27 protein-coding genes are annotated in these 24231 nt (G+C 35.4%); 17 read left to right on the top strand and 10 right to left on the bottom strand.

What is annotated here, in order from left to right:
- Position 1 precedes the first annotated feature (1 nt).
- Genes ACJJVJ_RS09060 through ACJJVJ_RS09035 form a run of 6 tightly spaced genes read left to right on the top strand, consistent with a single transcriptional unit; the run spans position 2 to position 5411 of the window.
- A complete protein-coding gene (locus ACJJVJ_RS09060; RefSeq protein WP_405369957.1) occupies positions 2-655 on the top strand; it encodes a metal-dependent transcriptional regulator in 654 nt (217 codons plus the stop codon).
- Positions 655-1443 (top strand): transporter, encoded by a 789-nt coding sequence (locus tag ACJJVJ_RS09055; RefSeq protein ID WP_405369956.1) that lies wholly within the window; start codon positions 655-657, stop codon positions 1441-1443. Before ACJJVJ_RS09060 ends, ACJJVJ_RS09055 begins: the two co-directional genes overlap by 1 nt.
- Before the next feature lie 51 nt (positions 1444-1494).
- A complete protein-coding gene (locus ACJJVJ_RS09050; RefSeq protein WP_405369955.1) occupies positions 1495-2403 on the top strand; it encodes a metal ABC transporter solute-binding protein, Zn/Mn family in 909 nt (302 codons plus the stop codon).
- Entirely contained in the window at positions 2403-3140 is a 738-nt protein-coding gene (locus ACJJVJ_RS09045) for a metal ABC transporter ATP-binding protein (protein WP_104514419.1), read from the top strand. The genes ACJJVJ_RS09050 and ACJJVJ_RS09045 overlap by 1 nt, the downstream gene beginning before the upstream one ends.
- Positions 3141-3144: 4 nt before the next feature.
- Positions 3145-4257 (top strand): metal ABC transporter permease, encoded by a 1113-nt coding sequence (locus ACJJVJ_RS09040; protein ID WP_104514420.1) that lies wholly within the window; start codon positions 3145-3147, stop codon positions 4255-4257.
- A complete protein-coding gene (locus tag ACJJVJ_RS09035) occupies positions 4254-5411 on the top strand; it encodes a metal ABC transporter permease (protein WP_405369954.1) in 1158 nt (385 codons plus the stop codon). Before ACJJVJ_RS09040 ends, ACJJVJ_RS09035 begins: the two co-directional genes overlap by 4 nt.
- Positions 5412-5476: 65 nt before the next feature.
- Here ACJJVJ_RS09035 and ACJJVJ_RS09030 read toward each other — a convergent pair whose 3' ends face one another.
- The 3 genes from ACJJVJ_RS09030 to ACJJVJ_RS09020 all read right to left on the bottom strand — a co-directional run bounded on the left by ACJJVJ_RS09030 (position 5477) and on the right by ACJJVJ_RS09020 (position 7406).
- Positions 5477-5743 carry a hypothetical protein gene (locus ACJJVJ_RS09030; RefSeq protein ID WP_104514422.1) on the bottom strand — a complete coding sequence of 89 codons (267 nt, stop codon included), beginning with the start codon at positions 5741-5743 and terminating at the stop codon, positions 5477-5479.
- Between the two features lie 103 nt (positions 5744-5846).
- A complete protein-coding gene (locus ACJJVJ_RS09025) occupies positions 5847-6614 on the bottom strand; it encodes an enoyl-CoA hydratase/isomerase family protein (RefSeq protein WP_405369953.1) in 768 nt (255 codons plus the stop codon).
- 135 nt (positions 6615-6749) lie between these two features.
- Entirely contained in the window at positions 6750-7406 is a 657-nt protein-coding gene (locus ACJJVJ_RS09020; RefSeq protein WP_405369952.1) for a ComF family protein, read from the bottom strand.
- Between the two features lie 236 nt (positions 7407-7642).
- Between ACJJVJ_RS09020 and ACJJVJ_RS09015 the strand changes: the two genes are divergently transcribed.
- The gene (locus ACJJVJ_RS09015) at positions 7643-8524 is read left to right on the top strand and encodes a hypothetical protein (protein ID WP_405369951.1); all 882 of its coding nucleotides are present in this window, start codon (positions 7643-7645) and stop codon (positions 8522-8524) included.
- 207 nt (positions 8525-8731) lie between these two features.
- A complete protein-coding gene (locus tag ACJJVJ_RS09010; RefSeq protein WP_405369950.1) occupies positions 8732-10279 on the top strand; it encodes a glycine--tRNA ligase in 1548 nt (515 codons plus the stop codon).
- Between the two features lie 349 nt (positions 10280-10628).
- Here the strand turns inward: ACJJVJ_RS09010 and ACJJVJ_RS09005 are convergent, their stop codons facing one another.
- Complete coding sequence (locus ACJJVJ_RS09005; protein ID WP_405369949.1) at positions 10629-11066, bottom strand: hypothetical protein; 438 nt, start codon at positions 11064-11066, stop codon at positions 10629-10631.
- 189 nt (positions 11067-11255) lie between these two features.
- Between ACJJVJ_RS09005 and ACJJVJ_RS09000 the strand changes: the two genes are divergently transcribed.
- Together ACJJVJ_RS09000 and ACJJVJ_RS08995 are read left to right on the top strand one after the other, a co-directional pair.
- Complete coding sequence (locus tag ACJJVJ_RS09000) at positions 11256-11852, top strand: CvpA family protein (protein ID WP_405369948.1); 597 nt, start codon at positions 11256-11258, stop codon at positions 11850-11852.
- Positions 11853-11987: 135 nt separating this feature from the next.
- Complete coding sequence (locus tag ACJJVJ_RS08995) at positions 11988-12893, top strand: nicotinic acid mononucleotide adenyltransferase (RefSeq protein ID WP_104514429.1); 906 nt, start codon at positions 11988-11990, stop codon at positions 12891-12893.
- A 658-nt stretch (positions 12894-13551) separates the two neighbouring features.
- Here ACJJVJ_RS08995 and ACJJVJ_RS08990 read toward each other — a convergent pair.
- The gene (locus ACJJVJ_RS08990) at positions 13552-14427 is read right to left on the bottom strand and encodes an AraC family transcriptional regulator (RefSeq protein ID WP_104514430.1); all 876 of its coding nucleotides are present in this window, start codon (positions 14425-14427) and stop codon (positions 13552-13554) included.
- 191 nt (positions 14428-14618) lie between these two features.
- On the opposite strand from ACJJVJ_RS08990, the gene hemA reads away from it, so the two are divergent.
- From hemA to ACJJVJ_RS08965, 5 genes are read left to right on the top strand one after another with little or no spacing between them, the layout of a single operon-like run.
- The gene (hemA, locus tag ACJJVJ_RS08985; protein ID WP_405369947.1) at positions 14619-15872 is read left to right on the top strand and encodes a glutamyl-tRNA reductase; all 1254 of its coding nucleotides are present in this window, start codon (positions 14619-14621) and stop codon (positions 15870-15872) included.
- An 18-nt stretch (positions 15873-15890) separates the two neighbouring features.
- Positions 15891-16457, top strand: coding sequence for a hypothetical protein (locus ACJJVJ_RS08980; RefSeq protein WP_405369946.1), 567 nt, complete (start codon positions 15891-15893; stop codon positions 16455-16457).
- Between the two features lie 10 nt (positions 16458-16467).
- On the top strand, positions 16468-17421 hold the full coding sequence (gene hemC / locus ACJJVJ_RS08975; protein WP_405369945.1) for a hydroxymethylbilane synthase: 954 nt from the start codon (positions 16468-16470) through the stop codon (positions 17419-17421).
- Positions 17422-17425: 4 nt separating this feature from the next.
- Positions 17426-18376, top strand: coding sequence for a hypothetical protein (locus tag ACJJVJ_RS08970; RefSeq protein WP_405369944.1), 951 nt, complete (start codon positions 17426-17428; stop codon positions 18374-18376).
- A gap of 37 nt (positions 18377-18413) precedes the next feature.
- The gene (locus tag ACJJVJ_RS08965; RefSeq protein WP_405369943.1) at positions 18414-18947 is read left to right on the top strand and encodes a 3-hydroxyanthranilate 3,4-dioxygenase; all 534 of its coding nucleotides are present in this window, start codon (positions 18414-18416) and stop codon (positions 18945-18947) included.
- A 76-nt stretch (positions 18948-19023) separates the two neighbouring features.
- Here the strand turns inward: ACJJVJ_RS08965 and ACJJVJ_RS08960 are convergent, their stop codons facing one another.
- From ACJJVJ_RS08960 to ACJJVJ_RS08940, 5 genes are all read right to left on the bottom strand, one after another.
- Entirely contained in the window at positions 19024-19605 is a 582-nt protein-coding gene (locus ACJJVJ_RS08960; protein ID WP_405369942.1) for a fasciclin domain-containing protein, read from the bottom strand.
- Between the two features lie 265 nt (positions 19606-19870).
- Positions 19871-20269: a hypothetical protein gene (locus ACJJVJ_RS08955; protein ID WP_405369941.1), complete on the bottom strand. Its 399-nt coding sequence runs from the start codon at positions 20267-20269 to the stop codon at positions 19871-19873.
- Positions 20270-20317: 48 nt separating this feature from the next.
- Complete coding sequence (locus ACJJVJ_RS08950; protein WP_104514437.1) at positions 20318-20713, bottom strand: GTPase; 396 nt, start codon at positions 20711-20713, stop codon at positions 20318-20320.
- A gap of 10 nt (positions 20714-20723) precedes the next feature.
- Positions 20724-21743 (bottom strand): phenylalanine--tRNA ligase subunit alpha, encoded by a 1020-nt coding sequence (gene pheS / locus ACJJVJ_RS08945; protein ID WP_104514438.1) that lies wholly within the window; start codon positions 21741-21743, stop codon positions 20724-20726.
- Between the two features lie 25 nt (positions 21744-21768).
- Entirely contained in the window at positions 21769-22479 is a 711-nt protein-coding gene (locus ACJJVJ_RS08940) for a hypothetical protein (RefSeq protein WP_405369940.1), read from the bottom strand.
- Between the two features lie 190 nt (positions 22480-22669).
- On the opposite strand from ACJJVJ_RS08940, the gene ACJJVJ_RS08935 reads away from it, so the two are divergent.
- Both ACJJVJ_RS08935 and ACJJVJ_RS08930 read left to right on the top strand, forming a co-directional pair.
- Positions 22670-23620 (top strand): SPOR domain-containing protein, encoded by a 951-nt coding sequence (locus ACJJVJ_RS08935; protein ID WP_405369939.1) that lies wholly within the window; start codon positions 22670-22672, stop codon positions 23618-23620.
- Between the two features lie 29 nt (positions 23621-23649).
- Complete coding sequence (locus tag ACJJVJ_RS08930) at positions 23650-24216, top strand: GNAT family N-acetyltransferase (protein ID WP_405369938.1); 567 nt, start codon at positions 23650-23652, stop codon at positions 24214-24216.
- Positions 24217-24231: the final 15 nt, after the last annotated feature.

Raw genomic sequence — 24231 nt, 5'->3', positions numbered from 1 at the left:
CATGCATTCAATATCCGAAGAAAATTATATCAAAGCTATTTACCACCTACAAGATGGTAAAGCTCTAGTGTCTACTAATGAAATTGCAGGGCGCATGAATACAAAAGCATCGTCTGTGACAGACATGCTTAAAAAGCTAGCAGATAAAAATCTAGCAGAATATGTCCCTTATAAAGGTGCGAGACTGACGGATAAAGGAGTACAATGTGCCAATCAAATTATTAGAAAACACAGACTGTGGGAAGTGTTTCTAGTAGAGAAACTAGATTTTTCATGGGATGAGGTACATGATGTGGCAGAGCAACTGGAGCATATTCAGTCACAAAAACTTATTGATCAACTCGATAAACATCTTGGCTTTCCTAAGAAGGATCCTCATGGTGACCCTATTCCAGATAGGCATGGTAATTATGAAAAAACTAACAAGACCATACTCTCTAAATTGAAAAAAGGAGATAAAGGTACTTTGATAGGTTTAATAGATTCATCAAAGAACTTTCTCAAGTACCTAGATAAACAACATATGAAGTTGGGAACTAGCATAGAGATCATAGAATTTGAAGAATTTGACCTATCCTATACTATAAAAGTGAATGAGTCGCGTCTTCAAATTTCAAAACAAATTGCCGATAACCTTTATATAAAATTGAAATAATGAAAAAAATAATACTCGCACTAACTATACTTTTATCCTCGACGGTTGCCATCGCTCAGACTGATGATATAGGCGCACTGGTAACAGATAGGCCCGATGCAACAGAATCTCCTAACATAGTAAGTAAAGGATTTTTACAAATAGAAACAGGAGGCTTTTACACAGAAAGTGGAGAAGATAGTTTTAAGACTAAAGAAACCGTTTATAATACTACTTTATTGCGTTACGGACTTCTAGATAATTTAGAATTGAGATTGGGAATAGATTATCTAACTACAGAGTTTGAAGCTAATGGTGAACGAGTAGGAGAGCGACTCAATGGTACATCTCCATTATTGTTAGGAGCAAAAATAGCTATAGCCGAGGAAAATGGGTGGATGCCTAAAATAGCAATTCTAGGTCATTTGAGTCTTCCATTTAGCGCTGCATCAGATTATAAGCCAGAGAATACAGGTTTAGATTTTAGATTCTCATTTGACCACACACTTACAGATAAGTCTGGAATAGCTTATAATCTAGGAGCAAAATTAGATGCTGGAAATCCAGAACTAGCTTATATCTATACACTGGCTTATGGTTATGATTTAAGTTCTAGGATAGGGGTTTATGCAGAGCTTTACGGTGATTTTCCTGAAGATACAAAGGCAAATCATAATTGGGACGCAGGATTTACCTACTTAGCAAATGATGACTTACAATTTGATTTAACCTTAGGTTCTGGAATTACAGATGGTCAAAACCTTTTATTAAGCGCTGGTTTAAGTTATAGAATTAGAAATAATAAATAGAGCTTTCTTTAATTCCGCTTTCGCGAAAGCGGAACATTTAAAATTTACAAAATGAAAAAAATACTATTCCTCTTAACAGTCTTATCGATAGTGAGCTGTGGAGAAAAAAAAGAAGATAACGGTAAGCTACAAGTTGTGACAACTACTACCATGATTACAGACCTAGTAGAAAACATAGGTGGTGATCTAGTTGATGTAAATGGTTTAATGGGTAGCGGGATAGACCCTCATTTATACAAAGCAAGTCAGGGTGATGTGAGAAAACTAGACGGCGCAGACGTTATTTTTTACAACGGTTTACATCTAGAAGGGAAACTGGTAGAGGTTTTTGAAAAAATGAATGAGCAAGGTAAAACTACTATCGCGATAAGTGATGGGGTGTCCGAGAAATCACTTATAGGTAGTGAGTATTTTGCAAGTAATTACGATCCGCACATATGGTTTGATCTGACTTACTGGAATGAAATCACATACTACGTCACTGAAAAGCTTATTGAATTAGATCCTGAAAACAAATTAGCTTATGAAGCAAATAGAGATGCTTACCGACTCAAATTAATTGATCTAAGAGCGGCTTTAAACGTGAAGATACAAGAACTTCCTAAGGAGCGCCGTATTCTAGTAACTGCTCATGATGCTTTTAATTATTTTGGTAGAACATTTGATTTTGAAGTGGTAGGTTTACAAGGTATTTCTACTGCTACAGAGGCTGGAGTTAAAGATGTTCAACGCATAACAGATTTTATAATAGAAAATAAAATTAATGCGGTATTTATAGAAAGTAGTGTCCCTAGACGTACGGTAGAGGCATTACAAGCTGCGGTTAAAGCACAAAATCATGATGTAAAGATAGGTGGAGAGCTTTTTAGCGACGCATTAGGTAGTGCTGGAACGGTAGAAGGTACATACATAGGTATGTATAAACATAACGTGAGTACTATTGTAAACGCACTTAAATAATGGAACAGAAAATAGCAGTAGCGGTAGATGACCTTACGGTGGCTTATAACTATAAACCAGTTCTTTGGGATATAGATTTATCTATTCCAGAAGGTGTATTAATGGCGATAGTAGGTCCTAATGGTGCAGGAAAATCTACGTTGATAAAATCTATTTTAGGTATTATAGACCCCATTGCAGGTTCTGTTGCTATTTATGGTAAACCTTATAAGAAACAACGTGATAAAGTGGCTTATGTGCCACAAAAGGGTAGTGTTGATTGGGATTTCCCTACGACAGCACTAGATGTGGTCATGATGGGTACTTATGGCGCTCTAGGCTGGATCAAAAGACCAGGTGCAAAGCAAAAGAAACAAGCTCTAGAAGCTCTGGAAAAAGTAGGAATGCTTGCTTTTAAAGGAAGGCAAATATCTCAATTATCTGGTGGGCAGCAGCAACGTATATTTTTAGCACGTGCATTAGTTCAAAATGCAGCGATCTATTTTATGGACGAGCCTTTTCAAGGTGTTGATGCTACTACTGAAATAGCGATCATTAATATTTTAAAAGAGCTAAGAAAAGCTGGTAAAACGGTAATAGTAGTGCACCATGATTTGCAGACAGTTCCTGAATACTTTGATTGGGTTACTTTTTTAAATGTAAAACATATCGCTACAGGTCCTGTAAAAGATATTTTTAATGATGATAATCTAACTAAGACTTACGGTATTAATTACAAAGTGGCTGTACAAAAATAACCAGATGGAATTAACAGATTTCTTTACAGATTATACGTTGCGTACCATAACACTAGGGACAGCTGTTCTAGGGGCTATTTGTGGTATGTTAGGTAGCTTTGCTGTGTTGAGAAAACAAAGCCTACTAGGTGATGCGATTTCTCATGCCGCGTTACCAGGTATTGCGCTAGCGTTTTTATTCACTGGATTAAAGGATTCTAATGTCCTTCTTTTAGGGGCTTTAATTAGTGGTTTTATAGGTACGGTGTGGATACGTGGAATAGTGACTAAAACACATCTTAAAACAGATACGGCTTTAGGTCTTATTTTGAGTTTGTTCTTCGGCTTTGGAGAATTGGTTTTAAGTTATTTAAAGAAACAACCAGATGCAAATCAGGCAGGATTAGATAAGTATTTATTTGGGCAGGCGGCTACACTTGTGCAAAGTGATGTAATAGTAATGATTATTGTAACAGGTATAAGTCTTGTGGTAATGTTGCTGTTCTGGAAAGAGTTTAAACTCTTGTTATTTGATAAGAATTATGCCATGACTCTAGGTTTTAATACACGATTCATAGATGGATTGATCAGCTTTTTTATAGTGCTAGCTATAGTTATAGGTTTACAAACGGTAGGTGTTGTTTTAATGAGTGCCATGTTGCTAGCTCCAGCAGCAGCGGCAAGACAGTGGACTAATAGTCTTGGGACGATGGTGATTCTAGCAGCTGTATTTGGTGCTTTTTCTGGTGTTTTTGGTACAGGAATAAGTGCTAGTTATAACAACCTATCTACTGGTCCAGTGATTGTTTTAGTTGCCGCAGTTTTTGTAGGAGTGTCATTTATTTTTTCTCCTAGTCGTGGTGTTTTATTTAAACAAATACGTTTGATAAGAAACCGTAGAGATCTAGAGTTAAAAAAGACTTTGTATTTCATGTATGGTATTGTAGAAAAGCATGAAGATATTTCTAGACCTCACTCTATTAAAATATTGAACGGTTTTCAAGGTTTTACAAGAGGTACTTTAAAAGCGCTGTCAGATAAGAGCTGGATAACCATAAAAGGACAAGACTGGTCTCTGACTGAAGAAGGTTTTCAAACAGCAGAGAATTTGTATAACACTAATATGCCTGAATCATGAATGCAGAATTAGCTATTATCTTAATTGCCTGCCTTACTGCTGTAGCTTGTGCTATACCAGGTGTGTTTTTAGTTTTACGTAAAATGGCGTTAATTAGTGACGCGATAAGTCATTCTATTCTTCCAGGTATAGTAATCGGTTTTTTTATTACAGAAGACCTTGCCTCACCATGGTTGATATTGCTTGCAGCCTTCAGTGGTATTATAACTGTTGTGCTGGTAGAAGCTATTCAAAAAACCGGTTTAGTAAAAGAAGATACAGCGATAGGATTAGTATTCCCAGCCTTATTTAGTATAGGGGTTTTATTAATTGCTATTTATGCAAACGATATTCATCTAGATACCGATGCTGTATTAGTAGGTAGACTGGAGTATGCTGCCTTTGATAAGTTAATGATAGATCATGTAAGCTATGGTCCCAAGAGTATGTGGATCATTTCTATAACTCTAGTAATAACGTTAGCTCTATTATTTGCTTTTTATAAAGAATTGAAATTAAGCACGTTCGATATAGGGTTGTCATCTGCTTTAGGTTTTTCTCCTGTGGTATTACATTATGGATTAATGAGTGTTGCATCAGTAACTACAGTGGTTTCTTTTGATGCAGTAGGAGCTATTCTTGTGGTCGCATTAATGATCGCACCAGCCGCTGCCGCTTATTTACTTACTACAGATTTAAAAAAGATGATCGTCTTGTCCATTCTTTTTGGAATCATGAGTGCTATAGGCGGTTATTATTTTGCAGTATGGTTAGATGCTTCTATTAGTGGTTCTATTACAACAGTCTTGGGATTAATCTTTTTACTGGTTTATCTTTTTGCACCGACTAAAGGCTTGATAGCAGTTCTGTTTCGACAGAAAAGGCAGCGTACAGAAGTTTCTTTATTGACATTCTTACTTCATCTGAATAATCATGATAGTATAGAAGAAAGAAGAGTTGCCCACTTACAAGAACATATCAATTGGGGTAAAGTACGTGCCAAAACTGTTCTTGAATTAGCACAAAAAAACAATATGATTACCATGCAAGATGAGGTGGTTTCTCTCACTAACAAAGGTCTTAAGTTTACAGAGAAAGCACTGGACTATATCATCACTAATAAAGATGAACAAATCGAAGACATGAAGGATGATTTCTTCTTGTTTAGAGGATAGAAGTCTCAATACTTACATTACAAAAAAAGGGCAGAATTAATTCTGCCCTTTTTTAATGAATAACTTTATTGATTTCTTGTACTACTATTTTTTACTGCTATTGCTAATGGAATCACAATACCAAAACCTAGCACAGATTCTAAAAGACCAAAACTTAAAATTTTAGTAAGCCAGAAATAAATTACCATAAAGATGACAAACCAGAGTATAAACTTAAAACCGCTTAGTAAATACTTCTGGTCTTTTTTATAATCATAGTAATAAGCTATTGCTATTAAAATAAAAACAGGCGATAGTAATAAAGGTAGTAAGTTGAGAAGAATAGAATTCATGATGCTAACAAACCATAAATATCAGGTAATTAATTAACAATCATATACCACAAAGGGCAAAAATTAATTCTGCCCTTTGTGGTATTAAATAAAATTTTTATTTCTAAAACTCAGCTTTACGTTTCTCAAGAAAAGCTGTTGTTCCTTCAGTAAACTGTTCTGTACCAAAACAAGATCCGAAGTTTTCTATCTCTATCTGGTAACCATCAGTACCATCTGTATAACCAGCGTTAACCGCATCTATGGCAGCGCTTATAGCCATCGGACTGTTTTTGATAATCTTAGAAGCTAGTTTTTCACATGTAGGGATCAACTCGTCTAGAGTCACTACGTGATTTACAAGTCCATAAGAAAGAGCTGTGTCAGCATCTATCATTCCTGCAGTCATTATCATTTCCATAGCGCGACCTTTACCTACTAGTTGTGGTAAACGTTGTGTACCTCCATAGCCAGGTATCACACCTAGAGATACTTCTGGAAGTCCTAATCTAGCGTTATCGCTAGCTACTCTAAAATGTGCCGCCATAGAAAGCTCCAGACCACCACCTAACGCAAAACCATTAATGGCAGCAATAACAGGTGTAGAGCAATTCTCGATAGCATCAAATAATGATTCCTGACCTTTACCAGCCAGTCTCTTTCCTTCTTCTGGAGAGAAGTCTGCAAATTCTGAAATATCAGCTCCAGCCACAAATGCCTTTTCACCACTTCCAGTAAGGATGATAACACGCGTGTTAACGTCCTCTTCTGCAGTAGATATAGCCTGACTCAATTCTTCAATGGTCTCTTTATTGAGAGCATTTAATTTTGTAGGTCTATTTATGGTTATGGTTGTAATTTTATTTTCGGTAGCAACTAGAATATTGTTCATAGTAAATGTTTGAAAACAAAAGTAAAAAGAATATTAAAGCCATGATTAAAGAAAATCATAAGTTTCAGATGGTAAAATTTTAGAACACCTTCTCAAGAAACTTGAATCAAAAAATCACATCATGAATTGTTTATTCTATACAGATATGGCCATGGTCGCAATAGAGATTTTAATATTAGGATTTTTGTGTAGTTCTTTGGCACAAAGGGTTAGTGTCGTTCCAGTAGTAATTACATCGTCTACCAGTAAAACATGAGTGCCTGGTGCAATTTTCTCAACTAGTTCATATGGAGATTGCGTCTCGTCACTACGCTTTACTTGACCCAATTGAGCTTGGTTTATGGTATTACGGTTTTTTATGAGTACGCTTTCGCGAAAGCGAGCACCCAAAACAGCAGCTAGTTCTTTTCCAAAACCATCCACCTGATTATAGCCTCTTTTTGCGCGTCGTTTGGGATGCACAGGAACAGGAATTACTAGATCTATGTTTTTAAAAGCAGGATCTTCCTTAAGATTGGTAGCAAGCCATTTTCCTAAAAAGGGGCTTACTTCTTCATGTCCATTGTATTTTAATTGATAGATCAACTGTTGTACAACGCCTATTTTTTCATAATAGAATAAACTGGTGGCAGTCTCGATATTTACTCTAGCAAAGAAAAGTTCTTTCACTTTATCGTCTTTTTGTAAATGATTGAGAGATGTAGGGATTTCGGCACGGCAGGTGGTGCAAACAATCTGTTCTCCAGTGGTTAAACTGCAGTCACAACCCATACAGACGACAGGAAAAAACAAGTTAATAAAATCAGAAATCCACTTCAGAATAAAATATTTTAGTCATATTTATTTTAATTATAAATGTGGTGTGAATAAATCTATTTGATGCGAAGTTTAAAAAGGTAGAAATAATCTAGCATAGTCATTACTACGCGATATTTTTTTAACGAGTTTAAACTTTAAAGCACATGATTTATAGGCGATATTTATAATTGAAATAGGTATAATTACGTTCTAAAGATAAACAACCCAACATGGCACAGCAAAAAGATAACCGAATATTTAAAGTTTTACTAGCAGTTTTACTGTTGGTACTCATAGGATTAGGAGTGTGGTCCTATAGTACGTATCAAGAAAATGAAGGTATCAAGGTAGCTTTAAAAGATGAAAAAGCACAAATTCAAAAAGAACTAGAGAACATCTCTACGGAATATAGTATAGAAATAGATAAGGGTAACGCCCTTAATGCAGACCTAGTCGATGCAAGAGATCGCATTACAAGACTAGTAGATAGTGTCGGTAAGTTAGAAACAGATGTAAGAGTGCTGTCTAGAATGCGTGCCGAATTATCTAATATTAGAAAAGAGCGTGATTTATTACAGGATAGAATACATACTCTAGAAATAGTGAATCAAAACCTATCCAAGGTTAATGATAGTACGCTATCGGCTTTAAATAGTGAAATCTTAAAAAATCAGGATCAAAATTCGACCATAGAGAACATGAATGCAAACATGGCTCGTGCAGCTGCGTTAGTACCTACTAATTTTGAACCGGTAGGAATTATAGTAAGAAGTTCAGGTAAGCAAATAGAAAACGATAGAGCGCGTAGAGTAGATGATATAAAAGTATGTTTTACACTGCCAGAAAATCCACTTGCTAGTACTGGAGTCACTTCTTTTTACCTGCAAGTAATTAATCCAGATAATAATGTGCTAGGTCTTAATAAGAAACAAGTTTTTGATGGTCAAGAATTGACTTATTCTAAGATAGTACAATTTAATTATAAAGGTAAAGAGCTAGATCTTTGTGAGGTAGTAGATGCAAACGAAGATAATATTATCAAAGGACGTTATAGAGTAAATCTTTATAATGGGCCTATACGTGTGAGTAGTAATGAGATCACACTGAGGTAATTTTAAAAACACAATGCTATATTTTAAAGGTGTAATGTTTTATTACACCTTTTTTTGTATTCCTTTCCGCTGCTAGGTTTAAATAAAGAGTTTGATAAATCAACAGTTTTAGATACTAGTAAATAATTGATTTTTTTCTCGCTTTCGCGAAAGCGAAATACACAAAATCACAACGTTAACTAATCACATTTTTTTACATTTGCAGCTATGGCAAAGAACAACGACCAAGATCAGTTTAAGAAAGTACTCTCTCATGCAAAGGAGTACGGATATGTATTTCAATCTAGTGAAATCTACGACGGTTTAAGTGCCGTTTATGATTATGGACAGAATGGAGTTGAGTTAAAGAAAAACATCAGAGAATACTGGTGGCAAGCGATGACTCAATTAAATCAAGATATAGTAGGTATAGATACGGCGATATTTATGCACCCTACGGTATGGAAAGCCTCTGGTCACGTAGATGCTTTTAATGATCCATTGATCGATAATAAGGATTCTAAAAAACGTTACCGTGCAGACGTGCTCGTGGAGGACTACTGTGAGAAACATTTACAGAAGGCAAATAAAGAAATAGCTAAGGCGGCAAAACGCTTTGGTGAAGATTTTGACGCAAAAATGTATGCTGAGACTAATCCACGTGTGGTGGGTTACATGAAAAAAGCTACGGAGCCTACAGCAAGACTAGCCCAATTGCTAGAGGCTGAAGATCTAGAAGGTGTAAAAGCTTTAATAGAAGAACTAGAAATAGCAGACCCTGATACAGGTTCTAAAAACTGGACAGATGTACGTCAGTTCAACCTTATGTTCGGTACTAAAATAGGTGCTAGTGCAGACACTGCTACAGATTTATTTCTTAGACCAGAAACGGCTCAAGGTATATTTGTGAACTTTTTAAATGTACAGAAATCTGGTCGTATGAAGATTCCTTTTGGGATTGCACAGACTGGTAAAGCTTTTAGAAACGAGATCGTTGCACGTCAGTTCATTTTCCGTCAGCGAGAATTTGAACAAATGGAGATGCAATATTTTGTAAAGCCAGGTACAGAGTTGAAGTGGTTTGAGATATGGAAAGAAAAGCGCATGGCGTGGCACAGATCTCTTGGAATGGGTGATGAGAATTACCGTTTTCACGATCATGAAAAAATGGCTCACTATGCAAATGCTGCGACTGATATCGAATTTGACTTCCCATTTGGTTTTAAAGAATTAGAAGGAATCCACTCTCGTACAGACTTTGATTTAAAAGCACATGAAGAGCACAGTGGTAAAAAACTACAGTTTTTTGATCATGAAGATAACAAGAGTTATGTTCCTTATGTTCTAGAGACCTCTATAGGTCTAGATAGAATGTTTCTTGCTGTGTTTTCTAATTCTCTAGTAGATGAGAAACTAGATGGTGGTGGAGAGCGTACGGTTCTTAAATTACCTGCCGTTCTTGCACCGGTTAAAGCGGCTATTTTACCATTATTAAAAAAGGATGGACTACCAGAAATAGCAAACGAAATCGTAGATGAACTGAAATGGTCTATGAACGTAGCTTATGAAGAAAAAGATTCTATAGGTAAGCGATATGCACGTCATGATTTAAATGGTACACCATATTGTGTAACGATAGATCATGATACTAAAGAAGATCATGCAGTAACGGTAAGAGATCGCGATACCATGACACAAGAACGTGTAGCGATTAAAGATCTTAAAAATTATCTAGAGTCGCGTGTGAGTATGAGTGAGTGGTTGAGAAAGATCTAATTATATATCACTTATTATGATTAAAAGAATTGTAAATAGTGAAACATTGACTAATTTGTTATGGTTAATTTTTGGACTGTTAACAGGGTTAAAATACTTAGAAGAACAACAATATTTTATTTCTGGAACTTGTTTTTTAATAGGATTGTTTTCGGGCTATAAAGTCTTAAAATCCTTATTTAAGAAAAATGATATAGAGAAGAAATAAGATTGATAAGAGTTATATGTTTTATTGATCGGTAAACGGTTATTCTGGTATTCAAATAAATTAATTAGAAATAAAAAACGGCACGGATTTTTAAATCTGTGCCGTTTTTTCGTTCCAAATAGAGTCGTGGAGTGTCAGTATTTATGGAATAATAGCATCTAGAACGACACATAATTCACCTTCTAGGCCGTTTGCCGTTACTACGTCAAATCTGAATTCTTCTCCTACTGCAGTTCCAGATCGCTGGCAGGTTACCGCTACCGTGTAATTAGTATTACCTAATCCTAGCGTACCGCCGTCACTAGAATTGGCTGTTACTGCTTTAGTAAGTAACCATATGTTGCCAGGGTTAGTTGTTTCATAAACCTCTATTTCTGGTATACCGTTACCACTACCGTTAAGAAAAAGTTCGGTAGTTAATTGTGATTCAGGGATAAGTGTTTGTGTAGTGCCGTCAAAAAAGGTAAGACCTTCATAGGTGCACACGTTTTGATTATCGGCCATTCCATCATCATTGTCACAACTAAAAAGTAGGATGGATATGAAAATTAAAAGGGATGTTTTAAATAAATTTTTCATGGATGAGTTTGTTAAATGAATATGTAATTGAGATGTGAAAATTAATTATAACCTCTTGTTATATCTATACTCAATAGATATGCATTCACTCTCGTACTATGAAAGGCGCACTTGATTAGTTAAACCGTCTTGATAGGATCTCATGCGACTATGAGTTTGCTTAACGGCAATTTTAACTAACTTAGCCCGATGAATTGGTTAGATATAATTATTTGCATTGTTTTATTAATAGGTCTTTATAAAGGTTATTTAAATGGCTTTTTTGTAGAACTAACATCTTTAATAGCGCTAGTTGCTGCTATTTATGGATCCATCTACTTTTCTAACTATGCTGGTGACTGGTTGCGAGAACAGGTGCAATGGGATGACGTTTATATTACTATCGCTAGTTTTATAGTCACCTTCCTGGTTATCATATTTGTAATTACCTATGTAGGTAAATTAATTACTAAGGTGCTTAAAACCGTTAATCTTAGTTTTATTAATAAACTTGCTGGTGCCGCCTTTGGCATTGTGAAAATGGGATTTCTAGCTAGTGTGATTTTAATGTTTATTAATTCGGCAAGTGGTGAGTTTCATATCATTGATAAGGATATTAAAGAACAAAGCATCGTTTATGAGCATGTAGAACCACTTGCTCCATTCTTATTGCCTAAAATTCTTGAAGAGGCAGACCGTGTAGATAGAAGATTACGCGGTGAAGATGCTGTAGAAATTGATGAGAATGAAAATCAAGAACAGGACCTAGAGCAATCTCAAGACTCTACAGGTTTTAATATATTCTAGTGTTTTATGGTTAAATAGTAGGTTGATGTTATTCCGCTTTCGCGAAAGCGTAACTATCAAAACGCTTTAAATCAGTAGTTTGAAATTACGGCATGGTTTTAGAAAACCATTAAGTAACTTTTAAATATTACTATTATGAAAGCAATAACTACTTTTTTAGCATCTGCATTACTAGCTTTTTCATTAACGAGCTGTGATACAGAAATAGTGATAGGTGACGGATATAACGCTCCTACACTAAATGAAGTGCTTGCTTCTAGCGAGGTATGGTACGTAGATTTAAACAGTACACAAGGAACACCTAATGTGCCATTTATGACTCGAGCGTTTACGTTAAGTTTTGATTTTGGAACTGTGTATGCAAATAATAACCTAGTAGGTGTAGGAAGTGCAGGCGCAGGGTTAGGAATAGATGTAGGTTCTTATAATGCGGTTAATAATCAACTTGCTATTTTACACGATATAGATGGGTTGCATGATTTTGAAGTCATAGTCAGGGCATACGACAGATTAGAACTAAGAGATCTACATAACAATACGAGATATTTTCTAGACGGTTATGATAGGGCAAACTTTGATTACGATCAGTTGTTTTATGACAACGTTCAGTATTTTTTACAGGAATATCAAGCTTGGGAAAAAGTTTATACCAGTAATGTTGGGGCTATCAATGATTTTGACAGAGAAAACTACCTGAGATTCTTTCCAGGAAATAATGAAGATATTTTTGAAAGTTCTCAAGATAGAAACGGACTAAACTCAAGTAGTTTGTTTTGGGACTACAGTGGTGATTATACCGTCCGCGATCAGTCTCCAGGAAGTATTAACAAGCAATTAACGTTAGGTTATGATTTTATATGGAATGATTATTTCGATCTTTACATCGTAGATGATAGGACTATAGAAATGTATCATATCGATAGCGGTACTACTTATAGATTTAAAGGTCGTGGTTATATACAATTAAAAAACGCTTCTAGCGTTAATAGTACAAAGAATAGAATGCTCGATTATAATAGAGCAATGGAAAATAAAAAATAATCAGGTAAAACTGATTTAAGATTTGGTTGGTTGGAAGCCGCCTGTTGAGCAGTCTTTGCTCGCAGGCGGTTTTTTTTATGTTCAAATTTTTTGAGTTTCATGTTTCCATTCCCCAACCCTAAAGGGAGCGGAAACATTTATTTTTTATTTGGATTACGAGAAACCTCACCCTTCAGGGCTGGGGAAAAGGTTTGGTTTTTGGGTTTCATGTTTCCATTACCCAACCCTAAAGGGAGCGCAAACATTTATTTTTTATTAGGATTATGAGAAACCTTAACCTTTAGGGCTGGGGAAAAGGTTTGGTTTTTGGGTTTCATGTTTCCATTCCCCAACCCTAAAGGGAGCGGAAACATTTATTTTTTATTTGGATTACGAGAAACCTCACCCTTCAGGGCTGGGGAAAAGGTTTGGTTTTGGGTTTCATGTTTCTATTCCCCAACCCTAAAGGGAGCGCAAACATTTATTTTTTATTAGGATTATGAGAAACCTCACCCTTTAGGGCTGGGGAAAAGGTTTGGTTTTGGGTTTCATGTTTCCATTCCCCAACCCTAAAGGGAGCGGAAACATTTATTTTTTATTTGGATTACGAGAAACCTCACCCTTCAGGGCTGGGGAAAAGGCTTTTATTGATTTTAAAACACCTAATCTATAATTCCATCTATTTCCCAGATATATATCTCTTAGGCGTTGTTCCGTATTTCTTTTTAAATGCACTTATAAAATGACTACCAGTAGAGTATCCTACTTTTAGGCCTACCTCGTTTACATTATGCTGGCCGCTATCGAGCAACTGCCTAGCATAATCCATTTTATGACTAAGTGCAAAACCAAAAACCGTATCGCCATACACTTCTTTAAAACCTTCTTTTAATTTCTTAAGAGATAACCCTATCTCTATAGATAGCTCTTGTAGAGAAGGTAAATCGATCATGCGTTCTATTACTATTTCTTTGGCGCGTTTTATTTTGCGCATATTTTCTTCGTCAGCTAGAAATGGACATGCCTCTAGATTTGCTTCTTCTTCGGTATTAAAATATAAGGATAGTAACTCATAGGATTTACCTTTAAAGTAAAGCTGTTTTATTGTATCGTTGAGGTTATAGTTCATTAACTGGTGCAAGGCAACAGCCATAGATGGAGATATTTTTCCATCTACATAGTATTTTTTATCCTTATTATCGGCACTTAAAAAACTAACATGTTGCGCGTCTGGAGAAAAAAGAGAGTGAAATTTCTTAATTGAAACCAGTACAGATATAAACCATGTGTTAGGCGCTATACTTAAGTCCATAGGTAAGTCGCGTGACGGATTATATAGCAAGTAGGAATTCTGTTCTTTTAAATCTAGTTTGTAACTACCTTCATTAAAAGCTAGTTGCACGCTTCCTTTAAGACAGTAGTGAAACTGTAAAAAACTGCTATCGACATGATGTGAAAAAGTTGTTTTTTCTGCACTATCATTTTTTAAACGTATGACGTGAAATCCGTCTTCTATGATAGTTACCTCTCCAGCACCTTTAGCGATGTTTTCCATTTTCATTGTTATTTAAAACGACTCTAAATAAGTGTTATTCCGCTTTCGCGAAAGCGAGATAAGCACCATCAATAGTCTATTATACAGTTTGATAAAGCAAAGATAACTCATAGCGACGAAAAAGGATCGTTAAGCGTTATTTTTAAAGCCAATCCTCTGTTAATTTTGTCGACTACTACAGAAAGTAATTTATGGCCGCGGCAGCAGCATCACATTTCACATTTTACGCAATAGGAATTAGTTACCGCAAGGCAGACGCTGTCACGCGTGGCTCGTTTTCATTGAGTGCAGACGCTATTGATAACCTGCTGATACAGGCTAAGGCTGAAGGTATTCCTTCTCTAGCTGTAATCTCTACTTGTAACCGTACAGAGTTGTATGGATTTGCTCAACATCCTTTTCAATTAATTAAATTGTTATGTGAGCATTCTCATGGAACGGTAGAAGAGTTTGAGAAAATAGCTTACATCTATAAAAATGAAGCTGCAAATGACCATCTTTTTACAGTAGGAACTGGTCTGGATAGTCAGATTTTGGGAGATTTTGAGATTATAGGTCAGCTTAAAATGTCTTTTAAGAAATCAAAATCGTATCAATTAGTCAACCCTTATATGGAGCGATTAATTAATGCCGTAATACAAGCTAGTAAGCGCATTAAGACAGAAACCGATTTAAGTAGTGGTGCAACATCTGTAAGTTTTGCTAGTGTGCAGTACATCTTAGAGAATTTTGAAAAAGGATCTAATCAAAATATAACTTTATTCGGTACCGGTAAAATAGGACGCAATACTTGTGAAAACCTTATTAAACACACTGATAATAAGGAGATTACTCTTATTAATAGGACAAAGGATAAAGCTGAGCGTATTGCAGGTAAATTTGACCTAGTTGTAAAAGATTATGCGCAATTAGAAGAGCAAATTGCTCAAACAGATATTCTTATTGTGGCCACTGGAGCGCAAAATCCTACGGTTTCTAAAGATCTTATATTTACCAATAAACCTTTATTGATTTTAGATCTTTCTATTCCTAAGAATGTAAACGAGAATGTAAAAGGACTAAGTAATGTAAATCTAGTGCATCTAGATGAGCTTTCTAGAATTACTAATCGCACCCTTCAAAATCGCGAGAACTTTATACCACAAGCGCACCAAATTATTAAAGAGATACATAGCGAGTTTAAATTATGGCAAGAATCACGACGTTTTGCACCTACTATGAATGCCTTAAAAACAAAGCTTTCTACTCTTAAAGAAGCAGAAATTAAAAGCAACAGGACTAAAATTACTGATTTTAATCAAGAACAAGCAGACCTTATTGCTGATAAAATTATACAGAAAATAGCCGGTCATTTTGCAAATCATTTGCGCAATGAAGAAGAAAGTACTGAAGAGGCTATCGAGTTACTAAATAAGGTTTTTAAGCTAGAGCAAATAAATTCCTAATAACCGTAGATTCTGGTTATGGAAATACTCTCAAATATTCAAGAGTTTATAAATGCAAACTTCGTTCGTTTGGGCTTTGTTATTATTCTATTTATCTACTTCCTATCGTTACTACCAAAAATATCGAGTAAGATTGCCTTACAAATAATGAGGTTTTTAATTCTAATTAACTGTTTATTTAATTGGTTACTGGTAATCACCTCATTTTTTACGGACCAGGCAATTTTTAGCTTAAATAGATTAAACGGTCCTTATTCTTCTTTCTATATAATAATGTTGTTAGGAAGTTTGATTCTTCCTTTAGTATTATTTATTCCTAAGGCGGGCAGTAAAGTATGGATTCTTTTCCTTGTAAGTCTTTTATCTAATATAGGTTTTTGGATGGAGCGTTGGGTTATTATAGTGACTTCTATACATCGCGATTATTTACCACCTACGCACACTGCTGAGATAGACCTTATGTTAGGTACACAAGCATTAGTTTTAGCTCATTCCTTATTTATTGCAGTTATATTTGTGCTTTTAGGAACATGGTTAGAAAACCACGCTGAAAAACTTAAATTAAAAACCACATTTTTTAAATAGATTTAAAAGTATGTCTAGTATAATAAGAATAGGAACCAGAGATAGTGAGCTTGCTATGTGGCAAGCAAAAACAGTGCAAGCACAGCTAGAAGCTTTGGGACATAAAACGATCTTGCATCCTGTTAAATCTCAAGGAGATCTTAACTTAACAGAGCCTTTGTATGAAATGGGTATCACTGGTATTTTTACTAAAACACTAGATGTGGCGCTGGTAAAAGGAGAAATAGATATTGCCGTGCACAGTTTAAAAGATGTTCCTACACAATTGCCTAAAGGAATGGTCCAAGCAGCGGTTATGGAACGCGCGTCTTCTAAGGATATTCTCGTTTATAAAAGTAATTTTAATCCAGATGAAGAAACTACCATCGCGACTGGTAGTTTGCGTCGTAGATCACAATGGTTAGATTTATACAGTCATCATAATGTGGTAGATCTACGTGGTAATGTAAACACACGATTATCTAAGCTACATACTAATAAAGAATGGAGTGCTGCCATATTTGCCAAAGCAGGTCTGGATCGCATAGGTCTCCTAGCAAAATTAAAAGCAAATTACGGTTTTGAATATACTGACCTAGATAGTTTTATCCCAGCACCAGCACAAGGCGCGATGATGATCACTGCTATGGGAAACAATAAAGAAGTTTTAACTGCTGTTGCGGCGCTTAACCATCAACAGACTGCAGTATGTGTAGATATGGAACGCGCATTCTTACGAGATCTAGAAGGTGGATGTACCGCGCCTATAGGTGCCATTGCTGTTGTGAAAGATGATCAATTATCGTTTAAAGGTACATTGATGAGTCTAGATGGCAAGCAACGTATAGATGTTAGTGATTCTATGCCATGGTTTGATAATGTAGATAAAGATGCATGTATCGCTTTCGCGAAAGCGCAATCACAAAAAGTTCTTTCTCAAGGAGGAAAAGAATTAATGGCAGAGATTAAAACAGAGTTAAAATAATTATATGAAAAAAGTATTCCTTGTATTGCTATTATTGATAGTCACTAGTTGTGGACAGTCTGGGAATACGGACCGTGTTATTGATGCTGAAGCTGTTGATTCTATACCTAAAAATCAAGAGATAAAAGCTAATGAAGAAATAGACTATACAGCTATAGCTTCTCAAAAAGCTGGTATAGATTGTAATGATGTTTATCATAGATCTCGTTTTAATGCAAAGCAATTAGATTCTATAATTTCACTTATTGTAGAACAAAATGTGGATGCGCCGCAAGTGAACACTCAATTTCTGAATTCGTTGTCAAAAATTGAAGTTAATGAATATGAGTTTTTAAAACCTATTGCTGCAATTATTGGCGAGAATAATACTGAAGCTGGTATTTATGAAGATTTTCAACATGATAGAACTCAAGAGGAATACAGGGTTTCTAATAAAGGATATCTTTTTTTTAAAGATAAAGATGTAGAATTTCCGTTTGCAGAATTTCTAAGTTATGAGTGCGATGGAGCTATTTCAAAGCACGCAGAGCATAACAATTCTTTATTTATACATTCTATTGATTCTAGGTTTGAAACGAAAGTAGATTCTATTCACTTGTATATGGATGAATGTTTAGAATATGTGAAGTATTCATTTTCTAAAAAAGATCAAAAAAAATTAATGATCGCCAGCCCTTTTAAATTAGAATTAGATTACAAAAGCGATCAAAATATTGATAGTTTAATAACTAAGTCATTTCATGATGCATGTTTAGATTGCCCAGCAGAATTAGAAAATTACAAAACATTTGCAGCTTTAAAAGGTTATCCAAATGTATACTTTACTTACAATGATAATTGGGAAGATAACGGTAAATTATATGCTCCTGGACGTTCTTTAATTTGGGTAGATGGAAAAGATATTAAAGTCTTGTGGAACGTGTATGCTGATCAATTTGGTTGTCCTTGCTTATAATAATTACGTACCTTTAATTTCTAAAAAACGATAAAAAATGGCTATTCAAGCACCTTTTAATCTTAATAAGTGGATAGAAGATAATAGAGATCTTTTAAAGCCACCAGTAGGTAATAAGAATCTGTATAAAGATGCAGGAGATTACATAGTAATGGTAGTGGCAGGTCCTAATGCTCGTAAAGATTACCATTATAATGAAACTGAAGAGCTTTTCTACCAATTAGAAGGTAATATAGAGGTTTATATTCAAGAAGATGGTAAGAAGCGTACTATGAAATTAGGGCCTGGTGATATGTACTTACATCCTGCTAAAGTGCCACATTCTCCTGTACGTCATGAAAACTCTATAGGTCTGGTAATAGAACGCAAGCGTCTAGAAGCTGGTGCAGTAGATGGTTTATTGTGGTATTGTGATAATTGTAATCATAAATTACACGAGACATTTTTTATTCTAGAAGATATAGAAAAAGATTTTCAGCCACGTTTTAGAGAGTTTTATGCAAGTGAAGAATTGCGCACCTGTGATAATTGCAATACAACCATGCCTACTGATCCTAGATTTGTCGAGTAAGAAGGTTTAGTTTTAATAACAAAAAAAATCCCAAACCTATAAAGTTTGGGATTTCTTGTAAAATATAAATAGGGATTTACATTTTAGGAAGCAATACTGCGTCTACTACGTGTATAACACCGTTAGATTGAGCTACGTCTGCAATAGTAACAGTTGCGCTACCACCGTTTGCGTCTGTTACAACTACTTTGTCACCACTAAGAGATAAAGTTAATTCAGATCCTGCTACTGTTTTTACAACTGCTTTTCCGTTGTTCTTTTTGATTAATGCAACTACATCTGCAGCATTAAATTTTCCTGCAATTACGTGGTAAGTAAGTATACCTTGTAATTTTTCTTTGTTTTCTGGTTTTACAAGAGTTTCTACTGTCCCTGCTGGTAATGCTTCAAAAGCAGCATTAGTTGGAGCAAATACAGTAAATGGTCCTGTACTAGATAGTACATCTATTAGGTCTGCAGCTTTTACAGCAGCTACTAGAGTTGTGTGGTCTTTTGAGTTTACAGCGTTTTCTACAATTGTTTTAGAAGGGTACATTGCAGCACCACCTACCATTACTGTTTTTTCTTTCTTCATTTTACTCTCTTGAGCAAATGTTGATTGTCCTGCAAATAATGCAACTGCTACGAGCGCTATGCTCAAAAAATTTGACTTTTTCATAATTGTTTGTTTTAGTTATGTCGTTAATACGTATGATATACTCGCTTAGTATGCGTATGGTTTTCTAACTAACGTGTTTTAACGCTCTATTAACCTAAAACAGCCTTTTTTAAGACACTTTGTGAAAACAAGATGATTTCAATCAAAAACACCTTAATTAAATATTAATTAAGGTGTTTAAGGTTTTGTAAATAAGTCAATTAGAACTGTTTTTAACAGTGTAAATTGATCCTTATAATGGGGTTATAATGAAAAATATAGCAATTTAAGAAAGTAATATACCTTCTTGTTTCATTATTGGTAAAGCAGTGAAATGGTCCTCACTTATAGAGTGTGGTGCTGCAGTAAATACACGGTCATATAGAGTAGGTCCAATAAAATAAGTGAGAATAAATTCATTCTTAAATGGAAATACGTCTTCCATGATCAGTTCTACTTTTAAAGCAGATTTTGCTGCAACTAATTTGAAGGCGTGTCTAAATGTAGATGTCTTGCGACCGTCTTCATGTTTACCACGACTCATGATCATGATAGATTCAATAGGTTCTAGACTGTCATTAATTAAGTACACGATCCAGTCTTGTGCTGTTTTTTCTTTATTATCTTCTTTTACGATAGCGATGTAAACGTCCTTTACCACTGGTATAACGATGTCTTTTTTCATAAATTGATGTATTGATTAGTATCTATAAAAGATAGCGCGACTACATTATTAAATAGCTTTCATTTTAGATTCTAACGCATTAATAAGGTCTGGTGTAGTGGTGATTTCATTCATTTCACCAGCGCTCATAAAAATTTCAAAACCAGAATCTGTCTCAGGAGTTTTTAAAAGAATACAAGGGTATTCATATTTAGGCAGCCACTTTGAGGCATATTCTTTCTCAAATTCATCTATGTGTAAGAACTTTAATTCTATCGATGGATATGTGTTAGTTACGCTTTCGCGAAAGCGTGCCCATTCTGCATTTTCTTTAAAAATACCATAAGTAAGATCGCAAAGTCTGCACTCATAAGTTTTGGGACTTATTATTTTATGCGCGCTATCTAGCCATGCATTAAGCTTACCAGAGTTTGCATTGTAAACAAAAATGAGTTGTGATTTCACGATACTAATTTTATAAAGCGTTAGAAAACTGCTTGAGAAAACGCACATCGTTTTCAAAGAACATACGTATATCACCTATCTGATATAACAACATTGCGATACGTTCTACACCCATACCAAATGCAAAACCACTGTACTCCTCTGGGTCGATACCGCAATTAGTAAGTACAGCAGGATCTACCATACCACAACCACCTATTTCTAGCCAGCCAGTACCTTTAGTTATTTTATAATCTGTTTCTGTTTCTAGACCCCAATAAATATCAATCTCAGCACTAGGCTCTGTAAAAGGGAAATAAGATGGACGCAAGCGTATTTTAGACTTGCCGAACATTTCTTGAGTGAAATACAGTAAAGTCTGCTTCATGTCTGCAAAGCTTACATCCTTATCTATATAAAGTCCTTCTACCTGATGGAATATACAGTGTGCACGAGCACTTATCGCTTCATTACGGAAAACACGACCTGGAGAAATAGTTCTTATAGGTGGTTTATTGTCTTCCATATAACGCACCTGTACACTAGAGGTGTGCGTTCTTAATAATACATCTGGATCTGTCTGTATAAAAAACGTGTCTTGCATATCACGAGCTGGGTGATGTGCAGGTAAATTAAGTGCTGTAAAGTTGTGCCAGTCGTCTTCTATTTCTGGACCTTCACTTACATTAAAACCTATGCGAGAGAATACATCAATAATCTGGTTTTTTACTATAGATATAGGGTGTCTTGCACCTATTTCCATAGGATATGCAGTACGCGTAAGGTCGCCGTAAATTCCAGCTTCTTCTTCCTTAGACTCTATAGTTTCTTTTAGAGATTCAACCTTTTCTTTGGCCTTTTCTTTAAGTTCATTGATTGCCTGACCGAATGCTTTCTTCTGCTCGTTAGGGACTTCTTTAAACTTTGCAAATAAATCCTTGAGTAATCCTTTACTACCTAGGTATTCAATTCTAAAAGCCTCGATAGACTCTTTAGAATCTGCTTTAAAGGCTTGTACTTTCTCAATATGTTCTTTTACTTTATCCAGCATGATCTCACGTTATAAGCTGGCAAATTTAATCATTTTTAAGGTGCTTTCTAGTCATATATCGCTCAGAATTCTCGTTGTCCATATAAATGTATCTCATTAAGAAAAACACCGCGATACCGCCGAAGGTGTGCCACAACCAGTGAGTGCCCATATATAGAAACTCTATGTCGTATTTTTTATCTAGAGTTCTGAAAGAAACTGCGGTAATAAAGGAAAGTAGAGCAAATGCTATAAATTTAAAATGCTTCCATTTATGACGGTAGGCATATAGAAAAATAGGAAGTAATACGGCAATACCGGTACCTATATAGCCTATAGAGTTGCGATAACCTTTGGGTATAGGTAATATTCTAGGGATGATGTTTAGTCCTAAGATAGCTAGACCTAATGCGATCTTTTCCCAAGAACTTACTGGAGACCTAAATATGAAATATAGAGAACAGGCAAAACACAGCACGACTATGGGAACCCAATCTAATAAGAGCCAAAACTCATCACTACGAGTGGCGTGATAGATAGTGCCGCCTATAAATCCTGCTAGGAAAACAGGCATGCAACAGGATAAAAACCAGTGTTTCTTTTTTGACTTATAAATTAAAATACTGAAATAAATAATGGAGGCTAGAAAAATAAGGTTGCTAGCCGTGTTGAATGGTTCCACAGGGAATCGTCCCATTATGGTTTCTTTGTAAATAGGACCGCTATCATTTACTTGTTGCAGCAAGAAGTTGATCATATGTAGGCTGTTTTTAGCGACAAATAAAGGGTTTTTGATAGGTATTTATGGTTAAATGAATGTAAAAAGTTACGCTTTCGCGAAAGCGGATACGTTAAAAATTAATGAGTTAGATACGTTGACCTCAATTTCTTAATAACTAGTTACCCCAAGTGCTTGATCGTTTTGTTTTAATTTTTATGTTTGTGACATGCAAATCGCTACTTACATATCAGATTTATTGTACCGCCACGAGTGTGTAGTTGTTCCAGGTTTTGGAGCTTTTATCTCGCGTCGCGTTCCTGCACAACATTTTGCTAGCAGTCATACTATATATCCACCTAAAAAAGGATTGAGTTTTAATGCTCAAATCCAACAAAATGATGGGTTACTGGCTAACTATATAGCAAGTGTTGCAAATCTGACTTATGATGAGTCTATTCAAGAGATACGTAATTATGTACGTTTTCTAGATCAAGAAATGGATAGGAATGGTTCAATAACTATACATAAGGTAGGTCGTTTTTCTCGTAATGATGAAAAGGCGTTACAGTTTACACCTATGTATCTGGTTAATTATTTGCCAGAAGCTTTTGGCCTTACTTCTCACGAGACATTTGCTATCGATAGACTTCCAGTTGCACCGGTTACTGTTGCTGAAGAAGAAATGGTTGTAGAAGAAGTTGCTGTTGTAGAGTTAGAAACTGCTAAAACTAATTCTGGTTCCTGGATACGTTATGCTGCGGCAGGTGTTATTCTTTTAGGATTAGGTCTTGGTTTTAAAGGTTATCAAACTCAAGTGAAAACCGATGCCCTTGCAGTAGAACAGTTGTCTACTGATAAAGTGAATTCTACTATAGAAAGTGCAAGTTTTTTAATTAATGAACCTTTACCTACTATATCTATAGATGTTGCACCGTTAACAAAAAACTTTCATGTAGTTGCTGGCGCTTTCCGTGATCCTGCAAATGCAGACAAGCGTGTTGCTCAATTAAAACGTAAAGGTTTTGATGCAAAACGTATAGGTGTTAATTCTTATGGTCTCCATAATGTTGCATTTTCTAGTTTTGTAGATCGTGATGACGCAACTAATGAGCTTAATAAATTAAGAGCCTTAGGTTTTGATAAGGCTTGGTTGTTTACTGGTAGTTTGCCTAAATAAGATTTCAATTACTTTTATCGATTTATAATATGAACTACCTACTTACAGGAGAATCTACGGTGCGTTCTACTTTCAGACTCTTAAAGAGAGAAGATTATCAAACATGGTTATCTATATTTAAAGAAGAGGATACCGGTCGGTTTCTAGGGATGAAGCAAGGTCTGACCGCTCAAGAACAATGTGATGTGTGGTTTGAAAAAGCTTTCTGGCGATATGATAAAGGTACTAGTGGTATGAATGTGATGATACATAAAGAGACTAATGAATTTATAGGTCAGTCAGGTTTACTAGTCCAGACTGTAAATGGATTAAAAAGACTAGAAGTAGGATATTCTATTTTACCTCATTTCTGGAAACAGGGATTTGCAAAAGAGGCTGCAGTAAGGTTGAGAGACCTAGCATTTGAAAGAGGATACGATAAGAATTTTGGTAACAGTCTAGTTTCTGTAATTCATGAAGATAATATAGGTTCCATAAAAGTTGCTTTGCACAACGGCATGTCTCTAGAGTCTGACTATATAGATAGTACAATTACCGATCGTTTTTTAGTTTACTCTATCAACAGAAAAACATGGGAACAGATTAAAAAGGACTAATAAATCAGGTCTTAA

This window comes from Nonlabens sp. Asnod2-A12 (genome assembly GCF_045063745.1).
In the GTDB taxonomy this organism is placed as follows: domain Bacteria; phylum Bacteroidota; class Bacteroidia; order Flavobacteriales; family Flavobacteriaceae; genus Nonlabens; species Nonlabens xylanidelens.
The sequence above is the reverse complement of the archived record's forward strand: the minus strand, read 5'-3'. Positions and strand labels throughout refer to the sequence as shown.

Bases quoted from the DNA above. Each gene is read 5' to 3' on its own strand.
- ACJJVJ_RS09060 (WP_405369957.1), top strand. From the start codon at position 2: ATGCATTCAATATCCGAAGAAAATTATATCAAAGCTATTTACCACCTA.
- ACJJVJ_RS09055 (WP_405369956.1), top strand. From the start codon at position 655: ATGAAAAAAATAATACTCGCACTAACTATACTTTTATCCTCGACGGTT.
- ACJJVJ_RS09050 (WP_405369955.1), top strand. From the start codon at position 1,495: ATGAAAAAAATACTATTCCTCTTAACAGTCTTATCGATAGTGAGCTGT.
- ACJJVJ_RS09045 (WP_104514419.1), top strand. From the start codon at position 2,403: ATGGAACAGAAAATAGCAGTAGCGGTAGATGACCTTACGGTGGCTTAT.
- ACJJVJ_RS09040 (WP_104514420.1), top strand. From the start codon at position 3,145: ATGGAATTAACAGATTTCTTTACAGATTATACGTTGCGTACCATAACA.
- ACJJVJ_RS09035 (WP_405369954.1), top strand. From the start codon at position 4,254: ATGAATGCAGAATTAGCTATTATCTTAATTGCCTGCCTTACTGCTGTA.
- ACJJVJ_RS09030 (WP_104514422.1), bottom strand. From the start codon at position 5,743: ATGAATTCTATTCTTCTCAACTTACTACCTTTATTACTATCGCCTGTT.
- ACJJVJ_RS09025 (WP_405369953.1), bottom strand. From the start codon at position 6,614: ATGAACAATATTCTAGTTGCTACCGAAAATAAAATTACAACCATAACC.
- ACJJVJ_RS09015 (WP_405369951.1), top strand. From the start codon at position 7,643: ATGGCACAGCAAAAAGATAACCGAATATTTAAAGTTTTACTAGCAGTT.
- ACJJVJ_RS09010 (WP_405369950.1), top strand. From the start codon at position 8,732: ATGGCAAAGAACAACGACCAAGATCAGTTTAAGAAAGTACTCTCTCAT.
- ACJJVJ_RS09005 (WP_405369949.1), bottom strand. From the start codon at position 11,066: ATGAAAAATTTATTTAAAACATCCCTTTTAATTTTCATATCCATCCTA.
- ACJJVJ_RS09000 (WP_405369948.1), top strand. From the start codon at position 11,256: ATGAATTGGTTAGATATAATTATTTGCATTGTTTTATTAATAGGTCTT.
- ACJJVJ_RS08995 (WP_104514429.1), top strand. From the start codon at position 11,988: ATGAAAGCAATAACTACTTTTTTAGCATCTGCATTACTAGCTTTTTCA.
- ACJJVJ_RS08990 (WP_104514430.1), bottom strand. From the start codon at position 14,427: ATGGAAAACATCGCTAAAGGTGCTGGAGAGGTAACTATCATAGAAGAC.
- hemA (WP_405369947.1), top strand. From the start codon at position 14,619: ATGGCCGCGGCAGCAGCATCACATTTCACATTTTACGCAATAGGAATT.
- ACJJVJ_RS08980 (WP_405369946.1), top strand. From the start codon at position 15,891: ATGGAAATACTCTCAAATATTCAAGAGTTTATAAATGCAAACTTCGTT.
- hemC (WP_405369945.1), top strand. From the start codon at position 16,468: ATGTCTAGTATAATAAGAATAGGAACCAGAGATAGTGAGCTTGCTATG.
- ACJJVJ_RS08970 (WP_405369944.1), top strand. From the start codon at position 17,426: ATGAAAAAAGTATTCCTTGTATTGCTATTATTGATAGTCACTAGTTGT.
- ACJJVJ_RS08965 (WP_405369943.1), top strand. From the start codon at position 18,414: ATGGCTATTCAAGCACCTTTTAATCTTAATAAGTGGATAGAAGATAAT.
- ACJJVJ_RS08960 (WP_405369942.1), bottom strand. From the start codon at position 19,605: ATGAAAAAGTCAAATTTTTTGAGCATAGCGCTCGTAGCAGTTGCATTA.
- ACJJVJ_RS08955 (WP_405369941.1), bottom strand. From the start codon at position 20,269: ATGAAAAAAGACATCGTTATACCAGTGGTAAAGGACGTTTACATCGCT.
- pheS (WP_104514438.1), bottom strand. From the start codon at position 21,743: ATGCTGGATAAAGTAAAAGAACATATTGAGAAAGTACAAGCCTTTAAA.
- ACJJVJ_RS08940 (WP_405369940.1), bottom strand. From the start codon at position 22,479: ATGATCAACTTCTTGCTGCAACAAGTAAATGATAGCGGTCCTATTTAC.
- ACJJVJ_RS08935 (WP_405369939.1), top strand. From the start codon at position 22,670: ATGCAAATCGCTACTTACATATCAGATTTATTGTACCGCCACGAGTGT.
- ACJJVJ_RS08930 (WP_405369938.1), top strand. From the start codon at position 23,650: ATGAACTACCTACTTACAGGAGAATCTACGGTGCGTTCTACTTTCAGA.